Here is a 22,838-nt window from a genome sequence, read left to right on the forward strand (position 1 = left end):
ACTTCATATAAAGTAATACAATATGAGGTTTATTCATACCCATTCGTCACCAAATGATGAGCAGAATCACACAATCACCCATAAACCATTGATTATGATACCAAACAAGCCATAGCAGACATTTGTTAATTTGTTGATTTATTTACGTCATATCAAGTATCACCTGATCAATATCACACTATTGTAGATGTATTGTATTACAATTAAACTTATTATCTTATGATAATGCTCAATAGTATTTTTACCGATTTAAACCGATTAGGAGACACACAATGAACGCTTTCTTTATTTTAGATGAAAACCCATGGGAAGAACTTGGCGGCGGAATTAAACGTAAAATCGTTGCTTATACTGACGATCTTATGGCTGTACACCTATGTTTTGATAAAGGCGCTATTGGCCATCCTCATACCCACGAGATCCACGACCAAATCGGTTATGTGGTTCGTGGCAGCTTCGAAGCTGAAATTGATGGGGAGAAGAAAGTGCTTAAAGAAGGCGATGCTTACTTCGCCCGTAAACACATGATGCACGGTGCGGTTGCACTAGAGCAAGACAGCATCCTTCTTGATATCTTCAACCCTGCGCGTGAAGATTTCCTAAAATAATAACGAGCGCAACCTCAGTTGCTAAGGTAAGCATATGAAATCATTAAACATCGCGATCATTGGCGAGTGCATGGTTGAGCTACAAAAGAAACAAGACGGGCTTAAGCAAAGTTTCGGTGGCGATACACTAAATACAGCACTTTACCTGTCGCGCTTAACTAAAGAGCAAGATATCAACACCAGTTATGTGACGGCATTAGGTTCTGACCCATTCAGTGCTGATATGTTAGAAAAGTGGCAAGCAGAAGGCATCGACACGAGCTTAATTGCTCAGCTTGATCACAAACAACCCGGGCTTTACTACATCGAGACCGATGAAACGGGTGAACGCAGCTTCCACTACTGGCGTAGTGATGCTGCCGCGAAGTTCATGTTTGATCAGCAAGACACGCCAGCTCTACTTGATAAGTTACTCACTTTTGATGCGATTTATCTAAGTGGCATTACGCTTGCTATCCTAACAGAGAATGGGCGTACACAGCTCTTTAACTTCTTAGACAAATTCAAGGTTCAAGGCGGTCAAGTATTCTTCGACAATAACTACCGACCTAAACTTTGGGAAAACCAAGAAGAAGCTATCTATTGGTATTTGAAGATGTTGAAGTACACTGACACCGCTCTATTGACGTTCGATGACGAACAAGAGTTGTACGGCGACGAAAGCATTGAACAGTGTTTAGCACGTACATCTGAGTGTGGCGTGAAAGAGATTGTTATTAAACGTGGCGCGAAAGACTGCTTAGTGGTTGAAAGCCAAAACGCACAATACGTTGCGCCAAATCCAGTAGACAACATCGTTGATACGACTGCCGCTGGCGACTCGTTCAGTGCAGGCTTCTTGGCCAAGCGCTTGAGCGGCGGTAGTGCTCGTGATGCTGCATTTTCAGGTCATATTGTGGCAGGAACCGTAATTCAGCATCCAGGTGCTATCATTCCTCGAGAAGCGACGCCTGATCTGTCTCTATAATTACGCACTTTAACTATTAATCAAGGGTTTGCTTAGTTGAAAGCAGGCCCACATTTAACGTGAGAAAGAATTCATGACGACATTAAATGAACAACTAGCAAACCTAAAAGTAATTCCTGTCATCGCGATCAACCGTGCTGAAGACGCTATCCCTCTAGGTAAAGCGTTGGTTGAAAACGGCATGCCATGTGCAGAAATCACGCTACGTACAGAATGTGCAATCGAAGCGATTCGCATCATGCGTAAAGAATTCCCAGACATGCTAATCGGTTCAGGTACTGTACTGACTAACGAGCAAGTTGACGCATCTATCGAAGCTGGTGTTGATTTCATCGTAAGCCCAGGTTTTAACCCACGTACTGTTCAATACTGTATCGACAAAGGTGTTGCAATCGTACCGGGTGTTAATAACCCGAGCCTAGTTGAACAAGCGATGGAAATGGGTCTTCGCACGTTGAAATTCTTCCCAGCTGAACCGTCTGGTGGTACTGGTATGCTTAAAGCACTAACAGCGGTTTACCCTGTAAAGTTCATGCCGACAGGCGGTGTAAGCTTGAAGAATGTAGATGAATACCTATCGATCCCTTCTGTACTTGCGTGTGGCGGTACTTGGATGGTTCCAACTAAACTTATCGACGAAGGTAAGTGGGATGAACTAGGTAAACTGGTTCGTGATGCGGTTGAATTTGTGAATAAATAGATATTTATTTACCTTTTAATCAAAAAAGCGAGCCCAGAGCTCGCTTTTTTACGCATAAGAGACGATGAATAGGTTTCTTTTATTTTTAATCATATTTCTTTCAATTTTGAGCCCTCTTCATCAAAACTCTTCGCGAGTTCAGTGATTAGCGAATACAGCTAATTTGTATTATTATAATAACAAAAATAAATAATCAGTGATTTGCAAACAACAACACGCCTTAGCCCATAAAACTCAAGAAAAAGCGCTTTAAATGGCCTATATGCAATAAAACAATAAAGCAAACATGCGCTTTAGATCACGATAAAGACATATTGTAGTACAAATAAACTCATAAACAGAGTAACCTAGGTTCCAGTTAATTATGATATTTAAAAGGCTGAAAAGATGACTATTGATACTTTTGTTGTTCTCGCCTACTTCCTCTTTTTAATCGCGATTGGTTGGATGTTCCGTAAGTTCACCACATCGACTAGTGATTACTTTAGAGGAGGCGGCAAAATGTTGTGGTGGATGGTTGGTGCAACAGCCTTCATGACACAGTTTTCAGCATGGACGTTTACAGGTGCCGCAGGACGCGCGTTCAATGACGGTTTCGTTATTGTAATCCTATTCTTAGCCAATGCTTTTGGCTACTTCATGAACTATATGTACTTCGCTCCAAAGTTCCGCCAACTTCGTGTGGTAACGGCGATCGAAGCTATTCGTCAGCGCTTTGGTAAAACGTCTGAACAGTTCTTCACATGGGCAGGTATGCCGGACAGCCTTATCTCTGCAGGTATTTGGCTAAACGGTCTAGCGATCTTTGTAGCAGCGGTATTCAACATCCCAATGGAAGCTACCATTGTGGTTACGGGTCTGGTTCTGGTATTGATGGCAGTAACGGGCGGCTCTTGGGCGGTTGTTGCTTCTGACTTCATGCAAATGCTTGTAATCATGGCCGTGACAATCACTTGTGCGGTAGCAGCTTACTTCCACGGTGGCGGCTTAACGAATATCGTTGCTAACTTCGACGGCGACTTCATGTTAGGTAACAACCTAAACTACATGAGCATCTTCATCCTTTGGGTTGTGTTCATTTTCGTGAAGCAGTTCGGCGTTATGAACAACAGCATCAACGCTTATCGTTACCTCTGCGCAAAAGACAGTGAAAATGCCCGTAAAGCAGCAGGCCTTGCGTGTATTCTGATGATTATTGGCCCACTAATTTGGTTCCTACCACCTTGGTATGTGAGTGCATTCATGCCAGACTTTGCCCTTGAGTACGCTTCAATGGGTGACAAAGCCGGTGATGCTGCTTACTTAGCATTCGTTCAACATGTTATGCCAGCCGGTATGGTTGGTCTGCTTATGTCAGCAATGTTCGCTGCAACGATGTCTTCTATGGATTCAGGTTTGAACCGTAATGCTGGTATCTTTGTCATGAACTTCTACAGCCCTATTCTTCGCCAAAATGCGACGCAGAAAGAACTGGTCATCGTCAGTAAGATAACCACTATTATGATGGGTGTTATCATCATCGCTATTGGTTTGTTTATTAACTCTCTACGTCACTTGAGCTTGTTCGATATCGTAATGAACGTGGGGGCATTAATTGGCTTCCCTATGCTTATCCCTGTATTACTTGGTATGTGGATTCGCAAGACGCCAGACTGGTCGGGGTGGTCGACATTAATTGTGGGTGGCTTGGTTTCTTACATATTCGGAATCTCGCTTGAAGCAAAAGATGTAGAACATTTATTTGGCCTAGACACCGCTCTTTCTGGTCGTGAATGGAGCGACTTAAAAGTGGGTCTAAGCTTAGCTGCTCACGTCGTGTTCACTGGTGGTTACTTCATCTTATCTTCTCGCTTCTATAAAGGCCTAACGCCAGAGCGTGAGAAAGAAGTAGACCAACTGTTCACTAACTGGAATACGCCGCTTATCGCAGAAGGTGAAGAGCAACAAAACCTCGATACGAAACAACGTTCAATGCTTGGGAACCTTATCAGCTTAGCGGGTTTCGGTATCCTAGCAATGGCTTTGATTCCAAACGAACCGACAGGACGCTTGTTGTTCCTACTTTGTGGTTCAATGGTCCTAACCGTTGGTATCCTGTTGGTTAATGCATCAAAATCTGCAGCGAAGACAGGCAAAACGCGCATTACTAAGTAATGAAGTAACCGCTAACGTTTAAAATGAATCCCATGTTATCAATTTGATAGCATGGGATTTTTGTTGTTATCGACAAATCATACCAATCGTAGTAAATAACGGGTCATCCTAGTACGCTTATCGTTCTGCTTTCCCCCTGATACTCTCCTCTATATTTATCTTTTTCCCAACTATTCCAATGGTTTGATCTCTTTTTGATTCTCTTTCTGTTACTTTTAGTAATAAGACAAACACAACAGATAATCATAATGAAAAAAACATCACTATTACTTGCTTCCATTGTTCTTTCGCTTTCTGGTGTAGCACAAGCTGACCAATTACAAGACATTCAAAAATCGGGCGTACTTCGAGTGGGCACGACTGGCGACTACAAACCTTTTTCTTATTTCGATGGCAAAACGTATTCCGGTTATGACATCGACGTCGCTAAGTATTTTGCAGAACAATTGGGGGTAGAGTTAAAAATCGTTCCTACCCAATGGAAAAATCTACTGACCGATCTCGATAGCGACAAGTACGACATCGCAATGGGTGGTATAACGCGAAAAATGCAACGCCAACTCAACGCGGAACAAACTCAAGGTTACATGACCTTCGGTAAGTGTTTCTTAGTGGCGAAAGGCAAAGCTGAGCAGTACAACAGCCTAGAGAAAGTAAATCGCTCTTCTGTTCGTGTAGGAGTGAATATTGGCGGAACCAACGAGGCTTTTGCAGACAGCCATTTGAAAAATGCGACCTTCACGCGCTTTGACAATAATCTCGATGTGCCAAAAGCCGTTGCAGAAGGCAAAATCGATGTGATGGTCACCGAAACCCCAGAGGGTCTGTTTTATCAAGTGACAGACAAGCGCCTTGAAGCCGCTCGCTGTGAAACCCCTTTCACCAATGGTCAATTCGGTTACCTGATTCCTAAAGGTGAGCAGCGCTTGTTGAACACTGTCAATTTCATGATGGATGAAATGAAATTGAAAGGCGTTGAAGATGAGTTCCTGATCCATAACTCACTAAAATAATCTTAATTCTGATGGTGATAAAAAAGAGGCCAGCATCGCTGCTGGCCTCTTTCGTTCGGGTTTAACTGTTCATTTCTAACGACTCACAATACGCCATCTGTCGTTAACCATGAGTGATCACATTTTGTTGCACTAGCGCATCAAGAATATCTGAAGGCATAGTACTCGTTAACGTTAGTTGAGGCGCAAGATCTTCGACCACAATCACTTGTTCAGTAAAACCTAAACCATCAGGGTTAATAGTTAGCTCTACATCATTACCCTCCACTTTCGCACCGACATGTTGCAGCAGCGTCGCCATATTCACCGTGGCATCTTTCAATTCAGGAAGTACTTCTCTCAAGTCAATTTGATCACCCTCGGAAAGGTTAAAGTCGGTAATGGTATCTTCTACGCCATCTTCAATGTTCAACCAGACAAACGAATCCATACCGTCGCCACCTGTCAAAATATCTGAGCCTCCACCGCCAATCAGTATATCGTTACCAGCACCGCCAACCAGCGTATCGTCACCGGCTCCCCCTTCCAGTCGGTCATTGCCAGAGCCCGCGATTAGGTCAGTCGCGTTTGTGCCCGCAAGCAGTTGTACATCATCGCTTTCCGAAGCCAAGTTAATATCGACCGCGTCAGATACAATATTCAGATTGAGGTCTATTGAAGCCGATGTTGCAGTATCATTGTTGTCGGTCTCTTCAGAAACCGCCTCAACTTTAAACGTGTAATTACCCGGATTTTGAGCGAGACCAACCGCCTTTAGGCTATCAATTGCATCCGCAGTCGCAACCCAAACACCCCCTCCGAGGTCAGTCACAGAGCCAACGTCACTGGTGATTTGAGCACCCGCTGGGACATCACTAATGTGCAGCGTTAGCTCTTCGGTGATGTCCGTTAAGGCCGCGATAATGCCTACCAAAGGAATACCACTCGCACTGACAGACTGGCTCGCAGTAATGTTTCTCACATAATTCGCTGCCGTATCAATAGACAGGGTTGGCGCATTGGCGACGGGCGTCACCGCAATGTTGTAAACGACAGGTGCTGTCTCTATTGCGATACCCGAAGGGTTTCCGCTATCTTTGGCGATGACTTCTAAGCCTATACTATTGGTTGGAGAGAGACTTGCATCAAGGTAAACGCCATTGGGGCTCGTTGGTGTATCAATTAGTGCATTGAGATCGCTCAAAGTACCAACTAATACGACCGATCCGGTATTATTGCCGTTGACCACCACTGTGGTTCCTGTCGGAAGCGATACATTCAATGTACCGTAGTCGACAGTCAGCGTGACCGTCATCAGGTCATTCGAGAATGTATTCACATAATCTGGATCACTCACATTGATGCCACTGATTAACTGACCGGCGTCTTCGTCAATCACCGTTGTGATACCACTACCATTAACAACCGGCGTATCGTTCACTCCTTCCACTGTCACGGTGATCTCCGCCGTATCGCTTAAGAAGTCATTGGCGCCATTGGTGGTACCGTCATCCTCTATGGTATAGGTGAACTTAACGTCACCGTTATATTCATCAGCTGCGGTAAATACCCAGTATGGACCGGTAATCGCAGGATCATCAGCACCTCCCACGTTATCAAAGCGCTGTAGTTGCCCTTGTCCTTGCGTAAGGGTAACACTGGTGACGGTGAGATTATGGTTCTCGACATCAGAGCTTGCGGCAATTAAGTCACTTTCAATGATAACAAGTTGGCCTTCCTCAGCAATCAAACCTAAATCAACGTCTGTCGCGACAGGAGCATCATTCACTTCCGTCACTTTAATAGTGAAGGTCGTTTGATTGGTTTGAGCGGTATTCGGATCTCCAGCATCAATCAGACCGTTATTACCACCATCATCCAATGTTGCCTTTATCGTGACTAAACCATTCTGGTTGAGGTAATTCTGGTCTGGGTCAGGCTTGAACGTCACCGCCCCACTGCTCAGTGCAGTATTGATATCCGCTTCTTTACCTGTAATCACCAGAGAGCCATCCGGCTGCAATACAAACGTCACATCAGGTGAGCTTGTAAACTCAAATACACCTTGTGCTCCCGGCAATGTTTGGTCGACTTGAAGCGTCAGCTCATACGGAGCGTCTGGGTTATCAAAGTTTGCGTCGACGTCGTAGAGACTAAAGTTGTCGATGGCAACGCTGATGTCTTCTGATGTTTCAATATTGGTGACGTTCACAAACGTTGGTTGATCGTTGATAGGATCAACCACTAAATCAACAGTGAAGCTGGTCGGTGTACCTAAGTATTCTGTGTTGTCTGCGTCGGTATCCACAGAACGAACCGTAATTTGTAATGGGCCATTAATGCCCAAAACATTACCGGTATCGCTGTTGTGTTCACCTGAATTGAATACAATCTTATCGAGCGACTGTGCTAGTACATCCAACGTCCAGATCTGTGTCGTTGAATCATAGCTTCCCAAGGTCATTCCGTCTGGGTAATAGATAGCGGCATCTTGAGGAACGCCCACAACTTCTACTCGAAGTGTTTCAGCAGCATTTTCGCTATACGTTCCGTTTCCGGTTGCCGAAAGCTCTTTATCCAAAATCGTTGCATTGATTTCGATATCAATGTTTTGACCTTCACTACCTGTAACAGAATTGGTCGGGTTAGTATCAACATCATCACCCACTGGCACCACATGCAGTTTGAAACTTGGTAAGTTTGCCGCGGCAGTTGGTACGCCTAGCAAAGACTCTTGCGTAAACACTTGAACACCAAACTCAGCCGTACCACTGAAGTTTTTAGGTGGTAAGACAGATAGCTCACTCAGATCGAACGTCAGCCTAGCAGCTTGAGGCAGTTGAACACTCCACTCACCGCCACCATTGTTTTTCACAGTGTAAGCCGAGGTAGTATCTGCACTCATTAAGAAGCCATCTGGCACACCCGTAAATTTAATCGAAACGAACTGCTCTGAACCATCAAGGTCAGTTAGGGCAATCGATACAGGGCCTGTACCTGACAATGAAATGAGCTGGTCTTCCATCCCCGTAATCTCGATAACATCAGGATCGCTACCCGGACCAGTGACAGACACATCATCCACCACAGGTACGACGTCAAAGTTGACACTGGTAGAGAAAGTATCAGAATCGACCGAGCTGCCTATCGGAGAAACGCTGTCATTGTAGGTTGCTGTATCGGTCACTGTCCCACTAACATTCACTTGTACCTGATTGACGTCATTGCCTGTTGGGTAGTTTAGCGCAGGTCGAAATAAGACGTTATCTAACGCACCTGCGTTGATCTCCGCTTCACTGAACGTCACCGATGTGCCTAATGAAGTACCCGTGCTGTCATAGAATGCACCTATAGAAGGGTCGTCCAACGTTAAAGTAATGGACGTAAATGCTTCTTGGCCACCTTCGACGCCGGAAACCTGATCCGAAATGGTCGAATTGAAGTCAAGCTGAATATAGGTGTCTTCATAACCGACTGGATCTTGCCCAGCTTGACCGTCGGTATCAACAGGATTAAAGGCATCATCAAGAGAACCCACGACATTGACCTCAATCGTTGGATCCGTCTCAGCATCTGGTGCGACTTTGATGATAACTTCAGTCACTAAAGTTTTTTCATCACCAGACTGTGTATCTTTGGTCACGATGGTGATTGGTAACCTAAAGTCACCAGAGTAGTCGGCGGGTAGATTCAGTAACAAGCCAGATGAATCGACAGCGACACCTTGCTCGACGGTTGTCTCGTAAACATATTTCCCGTTCACAAAGTCAACATCACTTCTTCCCGACAGGCTAATTGGGAATGATGTACTGGCATCAATCACTAGCGTGCCATCAATGATCACCGTCACTTGGTCAGGAGAGTCATCTCGCCCAGTAAAGCTTACAATGCCGTTTAGGGCTGCGCCAAGATCAAGCTGAACATCTTCAACAGCGTCAATGACACTATCGGGTACTACCGCAATATCTGCCGCCACTTTATCTGGAGCCGTCAACACTTCGGGGTAAGAAAGCGTGACTTCACCATTGCGTTGTACTTGAACAGAGGACTCATTGTTAGCATCACCGGGATCCGAGACTAATGTGTAGAGTGTCATCTTAATATCATTGAAGTTGCCGACAACGTCGTCAGCATCATTGCCAGGAGTAAAATCTAATCCATTAGGAGCACTGACACTGAAAGCGTCTTCATTGGTCACAACCCAACGCCCACCACCTTCATACGAAGCGCCTGTTACTAACAACTGCCCCAAAATATCATCCGATAACGCACTGCCGTCTGTGTTAGTCAGTTGAACGATAACTTCATCGACTTGCTCTTCGACTGTGCTTAAATCGGTTTCTTGATATCGAACGACGTATTCATCGGTAATTGAAGTGTTATCACTATTGGTCGTAAATTTAATAACGCCATTGGCATCAGCCGTAATCGTAGTGAGATCGCCAGAACCATCTTCGTTTGAAACGACAATCTTGTTGTCGGCATCTCCAGGTTCAACGACAGGTCTCACACGTACTTCAATAGAACCATTGATAGTAGCAGTAGCAATACCCTGACCGGGATCCGTTGCATCAACATACTCATGATCGCGCTCTTCGATCATGACCACCGTACTAAGGGTAAAGTCGGTGCTTGAATCTTGTGCGGGTGTGATCTGAATAAAATTATTGTTCAGCGCAATTTGAGTAAACTCTTCAGCCGTCTGGCCACTCTTCGGCGTGATGGTTAAAGTGCCAGCAGAGGCATCGTAAACCCAAGTTACATCGCCATTAACCACAACACTTTCAACATCTGTCGGAATGGCACTGATGGCAATAGAAGTGAAATGCTCATCATCATCAATATAATCAGTACCCTCTGGGTGCCAATCAATACTGATCGCCGTATCTTCATCGCCATTAGTGACTGTGCTGTACGTGGCCGAGGTATCGATTCTAGGTTCGACTAGCACTCGCACTTCTTGGTCAAACGTAAGCGTATGACCGTCATTCTCAGTCACGATCACTTTACCCTGAATGTGAATGTTCTCGGTTGAAGAATCGACGGGTCTGATACGGATTCCTGAGGTTTTACCCGCGTCAGTGATGTTCGCTTCGTAGATAGGTTTAGACAGATCAGGGCTACCACCCGGACCAGTTTCGTAACCGACAAAGTTAAGGTCAATAATGGTACCGTCACCGTCTTCCAGAATAACGCCATCAGGAATACCCGAGAGGATAACGGTTATGGATTCTGAACCGTCGTCAGGTAATGGGGTTTGATCTACAGCTGCAGGATCAGGTCTTCTCTCTCCCGACAACACGGTGAAATCAAGCTCGGCGTAGCTATCTCCATTCTGGCTCTCTTGGATCGTGGTTTGCACACCACTTGCAGGGTCAGGATCGGTATCAGGTATTGCAGTCCATGCCGTTCCGCTAGTACCGCCGTAAGGAATATCTGCGACACCTTTAACTTCAACGTTAACCGTTTTAGTCCCTAGGATTTCTTCATCAACTTGCGCCCCTGTAGAGAGGTTCGCGGTGTCTTTAACCACACCGGTTACATCAAAAGTAAAATCGACATTACTGTGTTTAGTCGGAACGATCTCTACATTGGCTAAGTCGGAATACGCCACTTCCTGATAATCAATACCGTTAATAGTGATTGTAGGAACTGGGGTCGTAGTTCCAAGGAAATAAAGCACCGCACCTTCAGTAATATTGCTGATACGAACAAACAACTCTTCAGAACCATCGGTATCCACAGACCCTGTCATGGTGATGACTTCATCTAGCGTGAACGCATCTTTGTTGTCCAAAGCTCCAATGTAATTTGGATCATCGATATTGTCTTCGTTGATCTTGATACGATTCACACTGAATTTTCCAGGATCGGCGTCAGCAGTCACGTCAATAATGATATTTTGTTCAACAGAACGCGCCGTCGTTTTATCTAAGCCACCGTTGGCTGAATCATCATATGGGTTCAGTGTCTCTTCAGTAATGGCTGTCGCTTTGAACTCAATTTGCCCCGAGAAGTTATCGATCGGATTGACGACTGTGCTATTGATATCACCAGCTGCAATAATGTAAACACCATTCACCGGCGTTAGCACTGTGCCATTTTGATCAAGCAGTTCAAACTTCCCATCCCCTTGAACGGCTTCCAGTTCATAAGTCATCGTCTCGGTGCGGCTGTTATCTTGCGAATCCGCATTCAACTGCAACGTCACGTTGTCTTGATCTTCATTCACTTGATACTGATAAGTGCTATTGGCGTCATCCCATGTTGCAATATCCGCTACCGCTTCAATCTCAATTCTGAAGTTTGAGTTTACGCTGTGGTCAAGCGTACCATTGTTATCAATGTCGAGTTGATAGTTAATGCGCACGCCATTGTTATTTGAACCAAAGTTTTGGTCTGGTACAAAGAACAAATTATCGATGGTCGCGATGGTCTGCCTTGCCTCATTCGGATTTGGAGCAAAGCTTTGTTGCATCTCTGGAGGACCAAATAAGATGTCACCGTTGGGTTGAGTCGTTAGCTTATGATACTCAGCACCATCAAAGTAATAAAACGTCCCTCTGTGATTGCTGTTTTGAATCGTCAGTTGGCCAATAGACTCGTTATTATCTTGGTCATACAAGTTAACTTGCAGTGCAACTTGCGCTGGCGCATTAGGCAAACCACTCTGGTTGTCTTGAATATTTTCAAGCGTCGGCGAATCGCCTGTTGCATAAGGTATCGTTGAATCTCTGCCCGCATCCTCAAACGTGGTTACTTTCAATGAGATTGCAGTTGAATCTCTATCCGTAATCGTAATATCTAACGGCGTCGATGAAATATCAGAATCGCCATCGGTAGCGATCACATTGATAGAGAAGTCGATGGTTTCGCCATCGTGGTCTAGATACCCGTTGGCTCTGAATTCAATTTCACCATTTGAGTTAATACGTAATAGACCTAGCTCTCTGGTTACGATACCACTAACGTCATTAGTTTGTTCATAAACACGAACTTGTTGGGTGCCACTGTTTAAATCGAAACCATCACTGTAAGGACCGCTATTTCCAGTACGAAAAACAATATCACTGCCATTGCTAGTCATGCCTTCAATTCGGCTCAGCACTGCTCCATCGGCGCCGACATCGGTCGCGTTAGCAAACATGTTAACTTTAGAGCCGTTGTAGTTCTGGCCTTCAATACGAGTAATCGATTGTGTTGTGACCAGAGGAACATCATCCATCACCGAGATTTTCAGATCGATAGCATTCGATTGGTCTTGGTCGAAATCTTCTGCCACAACAGAAAAGTTAAGGTCAATCGCGTTTTCACCTGCACCGTCAGGGTGTTTAAGTGCTTTAAACAATTCAAATTGATAGCTGTTATCCGAGGTATCGAAAATAATCTCGAACACCGCTTCATTACTGGTTGCAGTTTGAGCTACGTAAGTAAATGCGGTACCGCTTTGTGAAACAGCTAGCCACTCTAAGCTTTCTCCATCGGAGGTTAAACCCGTCAGAACCAAATCTTCATCAACCAGTTCATACTTCACCACGCTATCAGCACCTTCATCGACGCTGAACAGCCCGTTAATCTTGGTATCTTCCGATTGATCTGAACCGATGCCAGCAAGATCGTCTTCATCGACCACCGTTTCACCCGTTGGCGCACTCATTACTGGTGCATCATCAAGTACTTCGATTGGCAATACATATTGGTTAGAGTCGTCACCATCACCATCAACCGCTACAACATCAAACGGTATGGTTAATGTATCAAGATTGCTCGGTGTAGTGGCATGATTGAGAGGGCCAAGCAAGGTAAACGTGTAAGCACCGTCATCCGTCAGCACTAACGTGAAAATTGGCGTTCCACCAGGGTCCGTTGCCCCTTGATAGGTGGTCGCGTTTGCTGCACCGGTGATCTCAGTGATCTTAATACCGTCGTTGCCAGACGATAGCGTCGCTTCCAGAGTTGAGATATTGCGTAGTTCGTAAACCTCAACTTGGTCTGCACCTTCTGTAGTCACAAACGAGCCAGTCGCTTGAGCAACAACAGAGCCTAAATCGTCTTCATCAACGACAAACGTACTTGCAACACTCGTATCAGTGATGGTTGGCACATCATCAGTAATGGTCACGGTGAGCGGTTTCAGCGCTGAGTCAGTGTTGTCTTTATCGACTGCGATCACTGGCAAGGTGAAGATTTGATTGTTATTGCCTTGTACTGGCAAATGATCGAGCTCTTCCAATAAAGTGAACGTGTATTCGCCTAGCGCCACACTACTAAAGGTAACGGTGAAAATGTCCGTTTGGACACCCCCACTTTCTACGAAACCAAGATAGTTTCCACTGTTGGCAGGATCTTCTTTTAGCTGAACCACCAAACCATCTGCCTTCAGGTCGCCAGACGTGTTGAATTGAGTGGTATCAATACGGAAGTGGCTCACATCGTCACTTCCAGCGGTGAAAGTAATGGTTTCAGTTTGGCTAACAGGTAAACCCGGTGAAGAACCATCCATCAGATTGGCTTCTTCCAACGCGACAGTCGGTACGGTATCAATAGTTGGTGGCGCGCCATCGGTAATCGTTAATGTCACGGTAGACGTTACGATATCGCCATCTTTATCTTCAGATGTCACCGTAATGGTCTTGACGATATCGCCACCAGAGTGGTCTAAATTGCGGTTAGGTTCAAAACGCACATCACCTTCAAGCGTGATAAACAAAGAACCTTCTGCAAATACAAACTCTTGTTCTCCAGTATTGCTTTGTACCAGAGACGATTCTGGCTGGCTGCCATAGGTAAACTTAGTGATTGTGGCACCATCTGCACTTTGTGCTGGCATCACATCAAATGTGGTCGAGGTCGGTGTCCCGGTGCTTGGTTCAGTGATGTTAAGCACACCAGACTGCATTAACTGGACATCATCGGTAATGGTGACAGTAAGCGGCTTAGACGCTGAAATATCACCATCGGTATCTTCTGCGTAAACAGAGAGATCAAAGCTCAGATCGTTGCTTCCTAAACCATCAACGTGGTCCAAACGCTCAAGCAGCGTAAACGTGTACTGGCTAGGATTAGTATCATCAAAATCTAGGGTGAATATGATTTTCTCACCACCCGAACCATCCGTCGTAAACGCAATGTAGTCGCCAGAACCCACAGGCTCCTCACGTAAGCTCAATTCAAGGCCATCAGACTTCAACACGCCGTTGGTATTGAACAGCCCAACTTCGACGACTATTTTTCCGATGTCATCACTGCTCGCTAGCGAGGTGATAGTTTGCGTCACACTGACCGGCGTTCCGCTCGGTGTCGAACCATCCGCAAGTAAGCTTTCCGACAAGCTGACACTTGGCACAACGTTGATGGTTGGCCCATCGCCATCAACAATCGTAAGCGTGACTGTTGATGAAAAGGTGTCTTTATCAAAGTCAGAAGACGTAAACACAATCGACTTAACAATATCGCCCGCAGAATGGTCTAGATTTCGGTTTGGTTCGAATCTTACATCACCGGTTAGCGTGACAAACAGTGAGCCTTCCGTGAAGGTAAACTCTTGCTCGCCATTGTTAGTTTGATCCAAGGTGATCGCAGGGCCACCTCCAAAAGTAAACTGAGTAATGGTCGCACCGTCAGCACTTGGTAACGGCATGACATCAACGGTAGCCGTCGTTGGCGAGCCAGAGTTAGGTTCAGTAATGGTTAAGGTGCCATCTTGCATCTGTTGAATGTCATCTTGTATCGTCACCATGACATCGCGTTTAACCGAATCGTCCCCATCGGTATCCACGGCGTAAACAGGTAGGCTGAAAGCCAGGTCGTTATAAAGAACCCCGTCAAGGTGATCGAGCGCCTCAATCAAGGTAAAGGTGAACTGCCCTTTATTTACACTATCAAAGCTAATGGTGAAAACGTCGGTTACGTTACCTGCCCCATCATCGGTATAGCCAATATAGTCACCTGGAGAAGACGGATCTTCTTTTAGCTGGACAACAAGACCATTTGATTTGAGTAGATCGCCAGGATTGAACTCGTTGCTTGCAATTCTAAAGTGGCTTAAATCATCACTACCCACGGTATAAGTGATCGTTTGTGTCGAACTCACCGCCGAACCACTCGGCATAGAGCCATCAGCAAGACCCACTTCCGATAGGTTAATATCTGGCACTAGATCGATCACTGGATTGATTCCGTCTTTGATCGTCAAAGTGACATCCGCGGTATCGGTATCGTTATCAAAGTCACTGGTCGTCACGACTATCGTTCTCACGATATCGCCAGATGAATGGTCTAGATTTCGGCTTGGTTCAAAGCGCACTTCACCTTCAATCGTGATGTACAGTAAACCATCGGTTACGGTAAAAACTTGTTCCGTAGATACAGTTGGGTCTAACGTCACAGCCGTGCCGCCATCGTAGATAAACTGAGTCACTTTCGCGCCATCAGCACTCTGTGTCGGCATAACGTCGATTATAGGCGTGGTTGGCGTACCTGCTGCTATATCAGCCAGTGAAGGCTCAGTGATACTGAGCACCCCATCTTGTACGCCTTGTATATCATCGGTGATCACCACGGTCATTGGCGACATTGCAGAATCATCACCATCGCTATCAACCGCTAAAACAGGGACATCGAAGCTTAAAGTATTGTTTTGTAATCCATCTGCATGGTCTAACGCTTCAAGCAGTGTGAACGTGTATTGCCCTAGATTGGTTGTCGAGAAACTGATCGTGAAGACGTTGCTTTCTACGTTAGAACCGTCCTTGACGAAGCCAATGTAGTTACCAGAATTCGCTGGCTGCTCTTTTATCTCAACCTCTAAGCCATTGGACTTTAAAGCTCCAGATGTGTTGAACTGTACTGGGTCAATTCTGAAGTGACTTACGTCATCACTACCCTCGGTGTAGGTAATAACTTGAGTCATCGTCACTGGATTACCGGTTGACGAAGAGCCGTCAGCGAGATCCACTTCTGAGAGCGTAAATCGATCGTTGGAAGATCACCATCGGTAATCTTCAATGTCACGGTAGATGAAACGATATCGCCATCAAGGTCAGTAGATGTAACAACAATCGTCTTGGTAATATCACCACTCGTGTGATCTTGATTTCGCACAGGCTCGAATCGTATCTCACCTTCTGTGGTAATAAATACAGAACCTTCAGTGAACACAAACTCTTGCTCGCCATTCACATTGAGATCAAGGCTTTCTGCACTGTTTCCATCAAACACAAATGACGTGATTTTTGCTCCATCTGCGCTCTGATTGGGCATCACGTCCAGAGTATTCGATGTTTCGACTGCTCCCGCAGGCTCGCGACTGGTTATTGTGCCGCCTTGCATCAACTGCACATCATCACCAATCGTCACGCCAAGCTGAGAGACTAACGAATCGTCGCCGTCACTATCCACCGCATACACAGGCAGATCAAAACTCAGGTCGTTGTTGCCACGTGCATCTTGATGAGCCAAGGCTTCAATTAAGGTAAAGGTGTATTCACCTAAGGTTGTCCCAGAAAAACTCAACGTAAATACTGTTGTCTCTACATTAGACGAACTGGTGGTAAATCCGATGTAGTTGCCCGACCCTTGCGGATCTTCGCGCAGTTCAACCGCTAAACCATTCGATGTAAGTGCATCGTTGGTATTGAACTCTGTTGGTTCAAGGCGGAAGCGAACCACATCATCACTTTGATTAGTAAAGGTGATGGTCTCGGTTTGACTTACTGCGCTGCCACTTGGGGCTGAACCATCCGTCAGGTTCGTTTCAGATAAGCTAACCGTTGGAATAACATCAATGGTCGGAATATCACCATCGGTGATCGTTAACGTAACGGTTGAAGTGACTGAGTCTTTGTCGAAATCGCTTGAGGTCACCACGATCGACTTAACAATGTCGCCGGCCGTATGGTCAAGATCTCGATTAGGCTCAAAGCGAACTTCACCTTCGAGAGTAATGTACAGTTTGCCTTCTGCGAAGATAAACTGTTGTTCGCCGGAAATGCTTTGATCGAGGGTGTTTACGACGCCATCATAAGTGAACTGAGTGACGGTCGCGCCGTCAGCACTTTGGTCTGGCATGACATCAAAAGTGGCCGTGGTCGGTGTACCTGCCGCTAAATCAGCGACGGTCGGCTCGGTAATATTGAGCGCACCACCTTGCATGATTTGAACATCATCACCAATCGTTACATTAAGCTGCGATACCAGTGAATCATCACCATCGCTGTCTACCGCATAAACAGGCAGATCAAAGCTCAAATCGTTATTATCTAGGCCATCAGCATGGTCTAGCGCTTCAAGTAGAGTGAACGTGTATTCGCCTAGCGTGGTTGAAGAGAAGCTAATGGTAAACACGGGGACTTCAGCGTTCGAACCGTTGGTAATAAAACCGATGTAAGTACCCGGATTAGCAGAGTCTTCTTTTATCTCGACCGCAAACCCATTCGATTTCAGTGCACCACCGACATTAAACTCAGTGGGTTCAATACGGAAGCTCGTCACATCATCACTTTGGTTAGTGAAAGTAATCGTCTCGGTTTGACTGACTGCGCTACCGCTCGGGCTAGAGCCATCGCTAAGGTTAGTTTCAGATAGAGTAACGCTTGGCACTGCATCGATGGTTGGGATATCACCATCAGTAATGGTCAGCGTAACCGTTGCTATCACTGGATCGTTATCGAAGTCACTTGAAGTCACCACAATCGACTTCACGATGTCCTCGCTCGTTGTGTGGTCTAAATTACGATTTGGCTCAAAACGCACTTCACCTTGAAGAGTGATGAATAACTCTCCTTCCGTGAAGCTAAACTGTTGCTCGCCATTGTCAGTTTGATCCAGTGTTCGAAGTTGACCATCGTAGGTGAACTGAGTGATTGTCGCGCCGTCCGCACTTTGCGTTGGCATCACATCGATGGTATTGGTCGTTACAGTGCCACCAGCCAAATCAGCAACATTCGGTTCAACGATATCTAATGTGCCGTTTTGCATGATTTGAACATCATCACCAATAGTCACATTGAGTTGAGACACCAGTGAATCATCACCATCTTTATCAACAGCGTAAACCGGCAGGTCAAAGCTTAGGTTGTTATTTGCTAGCCCATCAACGTGATCTAACGCTTCCAACAGTGTGAAGGTGTATTGACCAATATTGGTATCCGAAAAACTCATCGTGAACACGTTCGTTTCAACATTAGGCGCCGTCGTCACAAAGCCGATGTAGCCTCCCGGCGTACTTGGGTCGACTTTAAGCTCAACCGTCAGTCCATTCGATTTTAGAAGGCCACCAATATTGAACTCAGTAGGTTCAATACGGAAACTCGTCACGTCATCACTTTGGTTGGTGAAGGTAATCGTCTCAGTTTGACTGACCGCACTGCCGCTTGGAGCAGAGCCATCACTCAGATTGGATTCAGATAGCGTAACACTTGGTACATTATCAATGGTTGGAATATCGCCATCGGTAATGGTCAGCGTAACCGTTGAAGAAACAAGATCGTTATCAGAATCACTTGAGGTCACCACTATCGATTTAACAATGTCTCCACCCGTGTGGTCGAGATTGCGATTAGGCTCGAAACGCACGTCGCCTTGCAGGGTGATATACAGCGAACCCTCAGCAACATCAAACTTCTGTTCACCCGTATCGCTTTGGTCAAGTGTTAGTACCGCGCCACCATCATAGGTAAACTGAGTAATGGTCGTTCCATCAGCGCCTTCTTCATCGAGAACATTAACCGTTGTCGTGGTCGGCGTGCCTGCCGCTAAATCCGCAACCGTTGGCTCTTCAATATTGAGTGAGCTATTGACCATCACTTGAACGTCATCGGTGATCGTCACCGCCAACGGAGACATCAGAGAATCGTCACCGTCGCTATCGACGGCGTAAGCTGGCAAGTTGAATGTGAGGTCGTTATTGCCTTGAATCGGCGTGTGGTCAATCGCTTCGAGAAGCGTAAAGGTGTATTCACCCAAATTAGTACTGCTGAAATCAAGAGTGAAAACGGTAGTTTCAGTATTCGAAATGTCGGTCGTGAAACCGATATAATTACCCGACCCCGCAGGTTCTTCTCTAAGCTCGATAACCAGACCATCGGACGTAAGAGAATCGCCAACGTTAAATTCACTCGGTTCTAAACGGAACTTCGCAACATCGTCACTTTGGTTGGTAAAGGTAATGGTCTCGGTTTGACTTACGGCGCTACCACTCGGGTTCGAGCCATCACTCAGATTCGTTTCAGATAAGCTAACGGTTGGAATAACATCAATGGTTGGGATATCGCCATCGGTGATCGTCAATGTAACCGTTGAAGTCACCGAATCTTTATCGAAGTCGCTTGAGGTCACCACAATCGACTTCACGATATCTTCGCTCGTGGTATGGTCGAGATCACGGTTGGGCTCGAAACGCATGTCGCCTTCAAGGGTGATGAACAAGCTACCTTCTGCGAAGTTAAACTGCTGCTCGCCTGAAATGCTTTGATCGAGTATGTTTACGACACCGTCATAAGTGAACTGAGTGATGGTCGCGCCATCTGCACTTTGATCAGGCATTACATCAATGGTGTTGGTTGTTACCGTGCCGTCAGCAAGATTTGGCTCGATGATATCTAACGTGCCGTCTTGCATGATTTGAACGTCATCACCGATGGTCACATTAAGCTGAGACACCAATGAGTCATCGCCATCGCTGTCTACCGCATAAACTGGAAGTTCAAAGCTTAGATCGTTTTTATCTAGTCCATCCACATGGTCTAGCGCTTCTAGTAAGGTAAAGGTGTATTCACCTAACGTAGTAGCAGAAAAACTAATGGTGAACACTGGGATTTCAGAGCCAGAACCGTTGGTAATAAAACCGATGTAAGTCCCCGGATTGGCCGAATCTTCTTTTATCTCGACCACAAACCCATTCGATTCCAGTGTCCCACCGACATTGAATTCCGTTGGTTCAATACGAAATTTAGCGACATCATCACTACCAGCGGTAAAGGTAATCGTCTCGGTAGCGCTGACCGCATTTCCGCTTGGCGAAGATCCATCAGCAAGGTTGGTTTCTGAGAGAGTAACAGACGGGATCAAATCAATGATTGGATCTTGGCCGTCAGTGATACTTAGCTCAAGCGTTGAAGTGTCCGTGTCTCCATCACCATCTTCAGCTAAAAATGAGAACTGTTTGACAATGGTTTCACTGTTTGTGTGGTCAATATCGCGCGCAACTTCAAAGCTAAAATCGCCATTCAGTGAGATGGTTACCACACCCTCAGTAAAACTGAATATTTGAGCGGCGGCAGGTAGTAAGCTCTGATCTAGCGAATAATCAACACCATCATAGGTAAATGATTGAATGGTTGAGCCATCAGCGCCTTCGAAGTTGAATAAATTATACGAAACAACCGTATCGCCAGCTAAGGTCGGCTCAGTGACTGATTCAACCTTATCAACGAGTTCAACAACATCATCTTTAACGTTGATAAGAATCTGGGCGGCTTCTGGTGTACTTGAACCACTGGATAACGCAGACCTATCGCCATCCGCATCCACCGCATAAATTGGCAGTGCAAAAGTTAATAACGCATCTTCAGCGCCTTGGTGCGAAAGGTCTTCATACAAATTAAATAGTTCCCCAATGATGGGCTATCAACTTTTACGTCAAAGACCGTAATTCTCGATCCATTGACCTCTACATAGCCTTCGTAAGTTCTTACACCATTAGTTTCATCAACCAACTCGAGTAGCACCGCCGCACCATGAGAAATCAAGGTGCCACCCGTATTAAATTCCGTCGGCTCCAGTTCATAATGATCGATGATGTCGCTTTCGAAAATATCGGCAGTGATACTTCCGCTCCCCGCTACGGGCGCGGTTCCCTCTTGTGATCCTCCAATGATGCCGGCTTCATCGACACTAATACTGTCGACATTGGTAATGACTGGGCTATCACCATCAGAGATAACAATATTGATGTTATTGGTAACCACATCTTGATCGAAATCGGTAATCGTAATCGGTAAATCGAACGTCAGTGAATCGGTACCCACTTGTTCTATCGGATTAAACTGCTCAAATTTATAGGTACCATCGGTATCTAGCGAGATAGTAAGAACAACCTCACCTCGGCCTTGAATGGACAAAGTGAGCGTTGTCCCATCATCAGATAGCCTTGCAAGCGTATTTTGATTATCGCTGAGTATTCCATCAAATTGCTCCAACGCACTCGCATCAAAAACGGCGGATTGAAGGTTATCACTGCCAATATTGGAGAATGTCCCTTCGATTGGAACATTGCTTGTTTCTACGTTACTGATATTCACACTTTCAGCAGACGGATCGCCCCCATCAACCACGGCAACTTGCGCATTGATTGGCGTTACTAGTGGATTTCCGGCGGTGTCTTGACCTTGAATATCAAAAGTGATGTTGATTTGATCGCCGATATAGGAAACCTGACCACCGCCAACTGACGTTACGTGATCAATGGGTTGAGAAATCGTCGTGGCCAGTGAAAGCTCAACGTTATTGCCAACACTGACAACGTCAATATCGATACGCAGTACTTCGTCGGAACCTTGAACCCCCACGATAGCATTGGTCGCCGCATCGTAAGTAAACGTAACGGGCTGACCACTTGAGCTGATATCACTGTTTAGCTCGTTGAGTAGCGAAGCGAGGGACTGTACTTCTGGGGCAAAAGAGTCAGGGGCTAGCGCTAGACTACCAGCAATAATCGTTTCGGTTGTTGTAATAGATTGGGGATAAGTATTGCCAGAAATAGAGCCTTCAGTGAGCACTTCACTGATTGACCGCCCGATGAGCGAGTTATGGTTCTGAACTCTTCTCTGTCTTGAGCAACGCTTCGTTCTGCTAAGCCTGAAGTTTCAAAGAATGTCGATGGCTGAGTTTGTGTGTAGTTATAATCAATAGTGACAAAGCCGGCGTTTGCAGAGCCTAATCCACCACCAGCAGCCGTAGCTTCGAGGATTTGGGTTGGATCGGCACCACCTAAAATAGCCTGTTGGATAGCCGTAAAGTCATCGTCAGTAAACGTTCCTGCGTCCACTTTTTCTAAATCAACATTGACCTCCCCAGCAACAGGAACCGCGGTCCAAGCACCGTTCTCATCGACACAACTGACACAATTATCTGCAATTGGAATCGCATTGTTTTGTACACCGAGTATCAGTTCAGATCCATTGGCAGTAATCACGATCTCATTTCCACGGATGATATCACCTACTGCAATCTTTCTAGCACTACCATCAGGCTTAACGGCGATGACTTCTCCATTCACTGCTTCCACTACCGCCGCTTGGCTCAAAACTTGAATATCCATATATCCCCCCGCAGTCACAAAGCACCATTCTTTGTCGTTGTGCAGATCTCTGTATTTACGAAAATGATTCTATTTACGCCCCGAGCTTTTCTTAAAC

The 22,838-nt window shown here is 45.6% G+C and carries 5 protein-coding genes and 1 pseudogene; 5 read left to right on the plus strand and 1 reads right to left on the minus strand.

Features of this window, described 5'->3' with window-relative positions; genetic code table 11:
- Window positions 1-272 precede the first annotated feature (272 nt).
- From L4B77_RS07125 to L4B77_RS07145, 5 genes are all read left to right on the plus strand, one after another.
- Window positions 273-608: a cupin domain-containing protein gene (locus L4B77_RS07125; protein WP_261839479.1), complete on the plus strand. Its 336-nt coding sequence runs from the start codon at window positions 273-275 to the stop codon at window positions 606-608.
- A gap of 34 nt (window positions 609-642) precedes the next feature.
- Window positions 643-1,575 carry a 2-dehydro-3-deoxygluconokinase gene (kdgK, locus tag L4B77_RS07130; protein ID WP_261839478.1) on the plus strand — a complete coding sequence of 311 codons (933 nt, stop codon included), beginning with the start codon at window positions 643-645 and terminating at the stop codon, window positions 1,573-1,575.
- Between the two features lie 73 nt (window positions 1,576-1,648).
- Entirely contained in the window at window positions 1,649-2,275 is a 627-nt protein-coding gene (locus tag L4B77_RS07135) for a bifunctional 4-hydroxy-2-oxoglutarate aldolase/2-dehydro-3-deoxy-phosphogluconate aldolase (RefSeq protein ID WP_261839477.1), read from the plus strand.
- Between the two features lie 387 nt (window positions 2,276-2,662).
- Window positions 2,663-4,429 carry a sodium:solute symporter family protein gene (locus tag L4B77_RS07140; RefSeq protein WP_261839476.1) on the plus strand — a complete coding sequence of 589 codons (1,767 nt, stop codon included), beginning with the start codon at window positions 2,663-2,665 and terminating at the stop codon, window positions 4,427-4,429.
- 248 nt (window positions 4,430-4,677) lie between these two features.
- Window positions 4,678-5,442 (plus strand): transporter substrate-binding domain-containing protein, encoded by a 765-nt coding sequence (locus L4B77_RS07145; RefSeq protein ID WP_372040895.1) that lies wholly within the window; start codon window positions 4,678-4,680, stop codon window positions 5,440-5,442.
- 103 nt (window positions 5,443-5,545) lie between these two features.
- On the opposite strand, the pseudogene L4B77_RS07150 reads toward L4B77_RS07145, so the two are convergent.
- Window positions 5,546-22,741 (minus strand): annotated as a pseudogene (locus L4B77_RS07150) (retention module-containing protein).
- Window positions 22,742-22,838: the final 97 nt, after the last annotated feature.

The organism is Vibrio minamisatsumaniensis (assembly GCF_050337445.1).
Classification (GTDB): Bacteria; Pseudomonadota; Gammaproteobacteria; order Enterobacterales; family Vibrionaceae; genus Vibrio; species Vibrio artabrorum.

Coding starts and splice junctions, on each gene's coding strand:
- L4B77_RS07135 (WP_261839477.1), top strand. CDS start 1,649: ATGACGACATTAAATGAACAACTAGCAAACCTAAAAGTAATTCCTGTC.
- L4B77_RS07145 (WP_372040895.1), top strand. CDS start 4,678: ATGAAAAAAACATCACTATTACTTGCTTCCATTGTTCTTTCGCTTTCT.
- L4B77_RS07125 (WP_261839479.1), top strand. CDS start 273: ATGAACGCTTTCTTTATTTTAGATGAAAACCCATGGGAAGAACTTGGC.
- L4B77_RS07140 (WP_261839476.1), top strand. CDS start 2,663: ATGACTATTGATACTTTTGTTGTTCTCGCCTACTTCCTCTTTTTAATC.
- kdgK (WP_261839478.1), top strand. CDS start 643: ATGAAATCATTAAACATCGCGATCATTGGCGAGTGCATGGTTGAGCTA.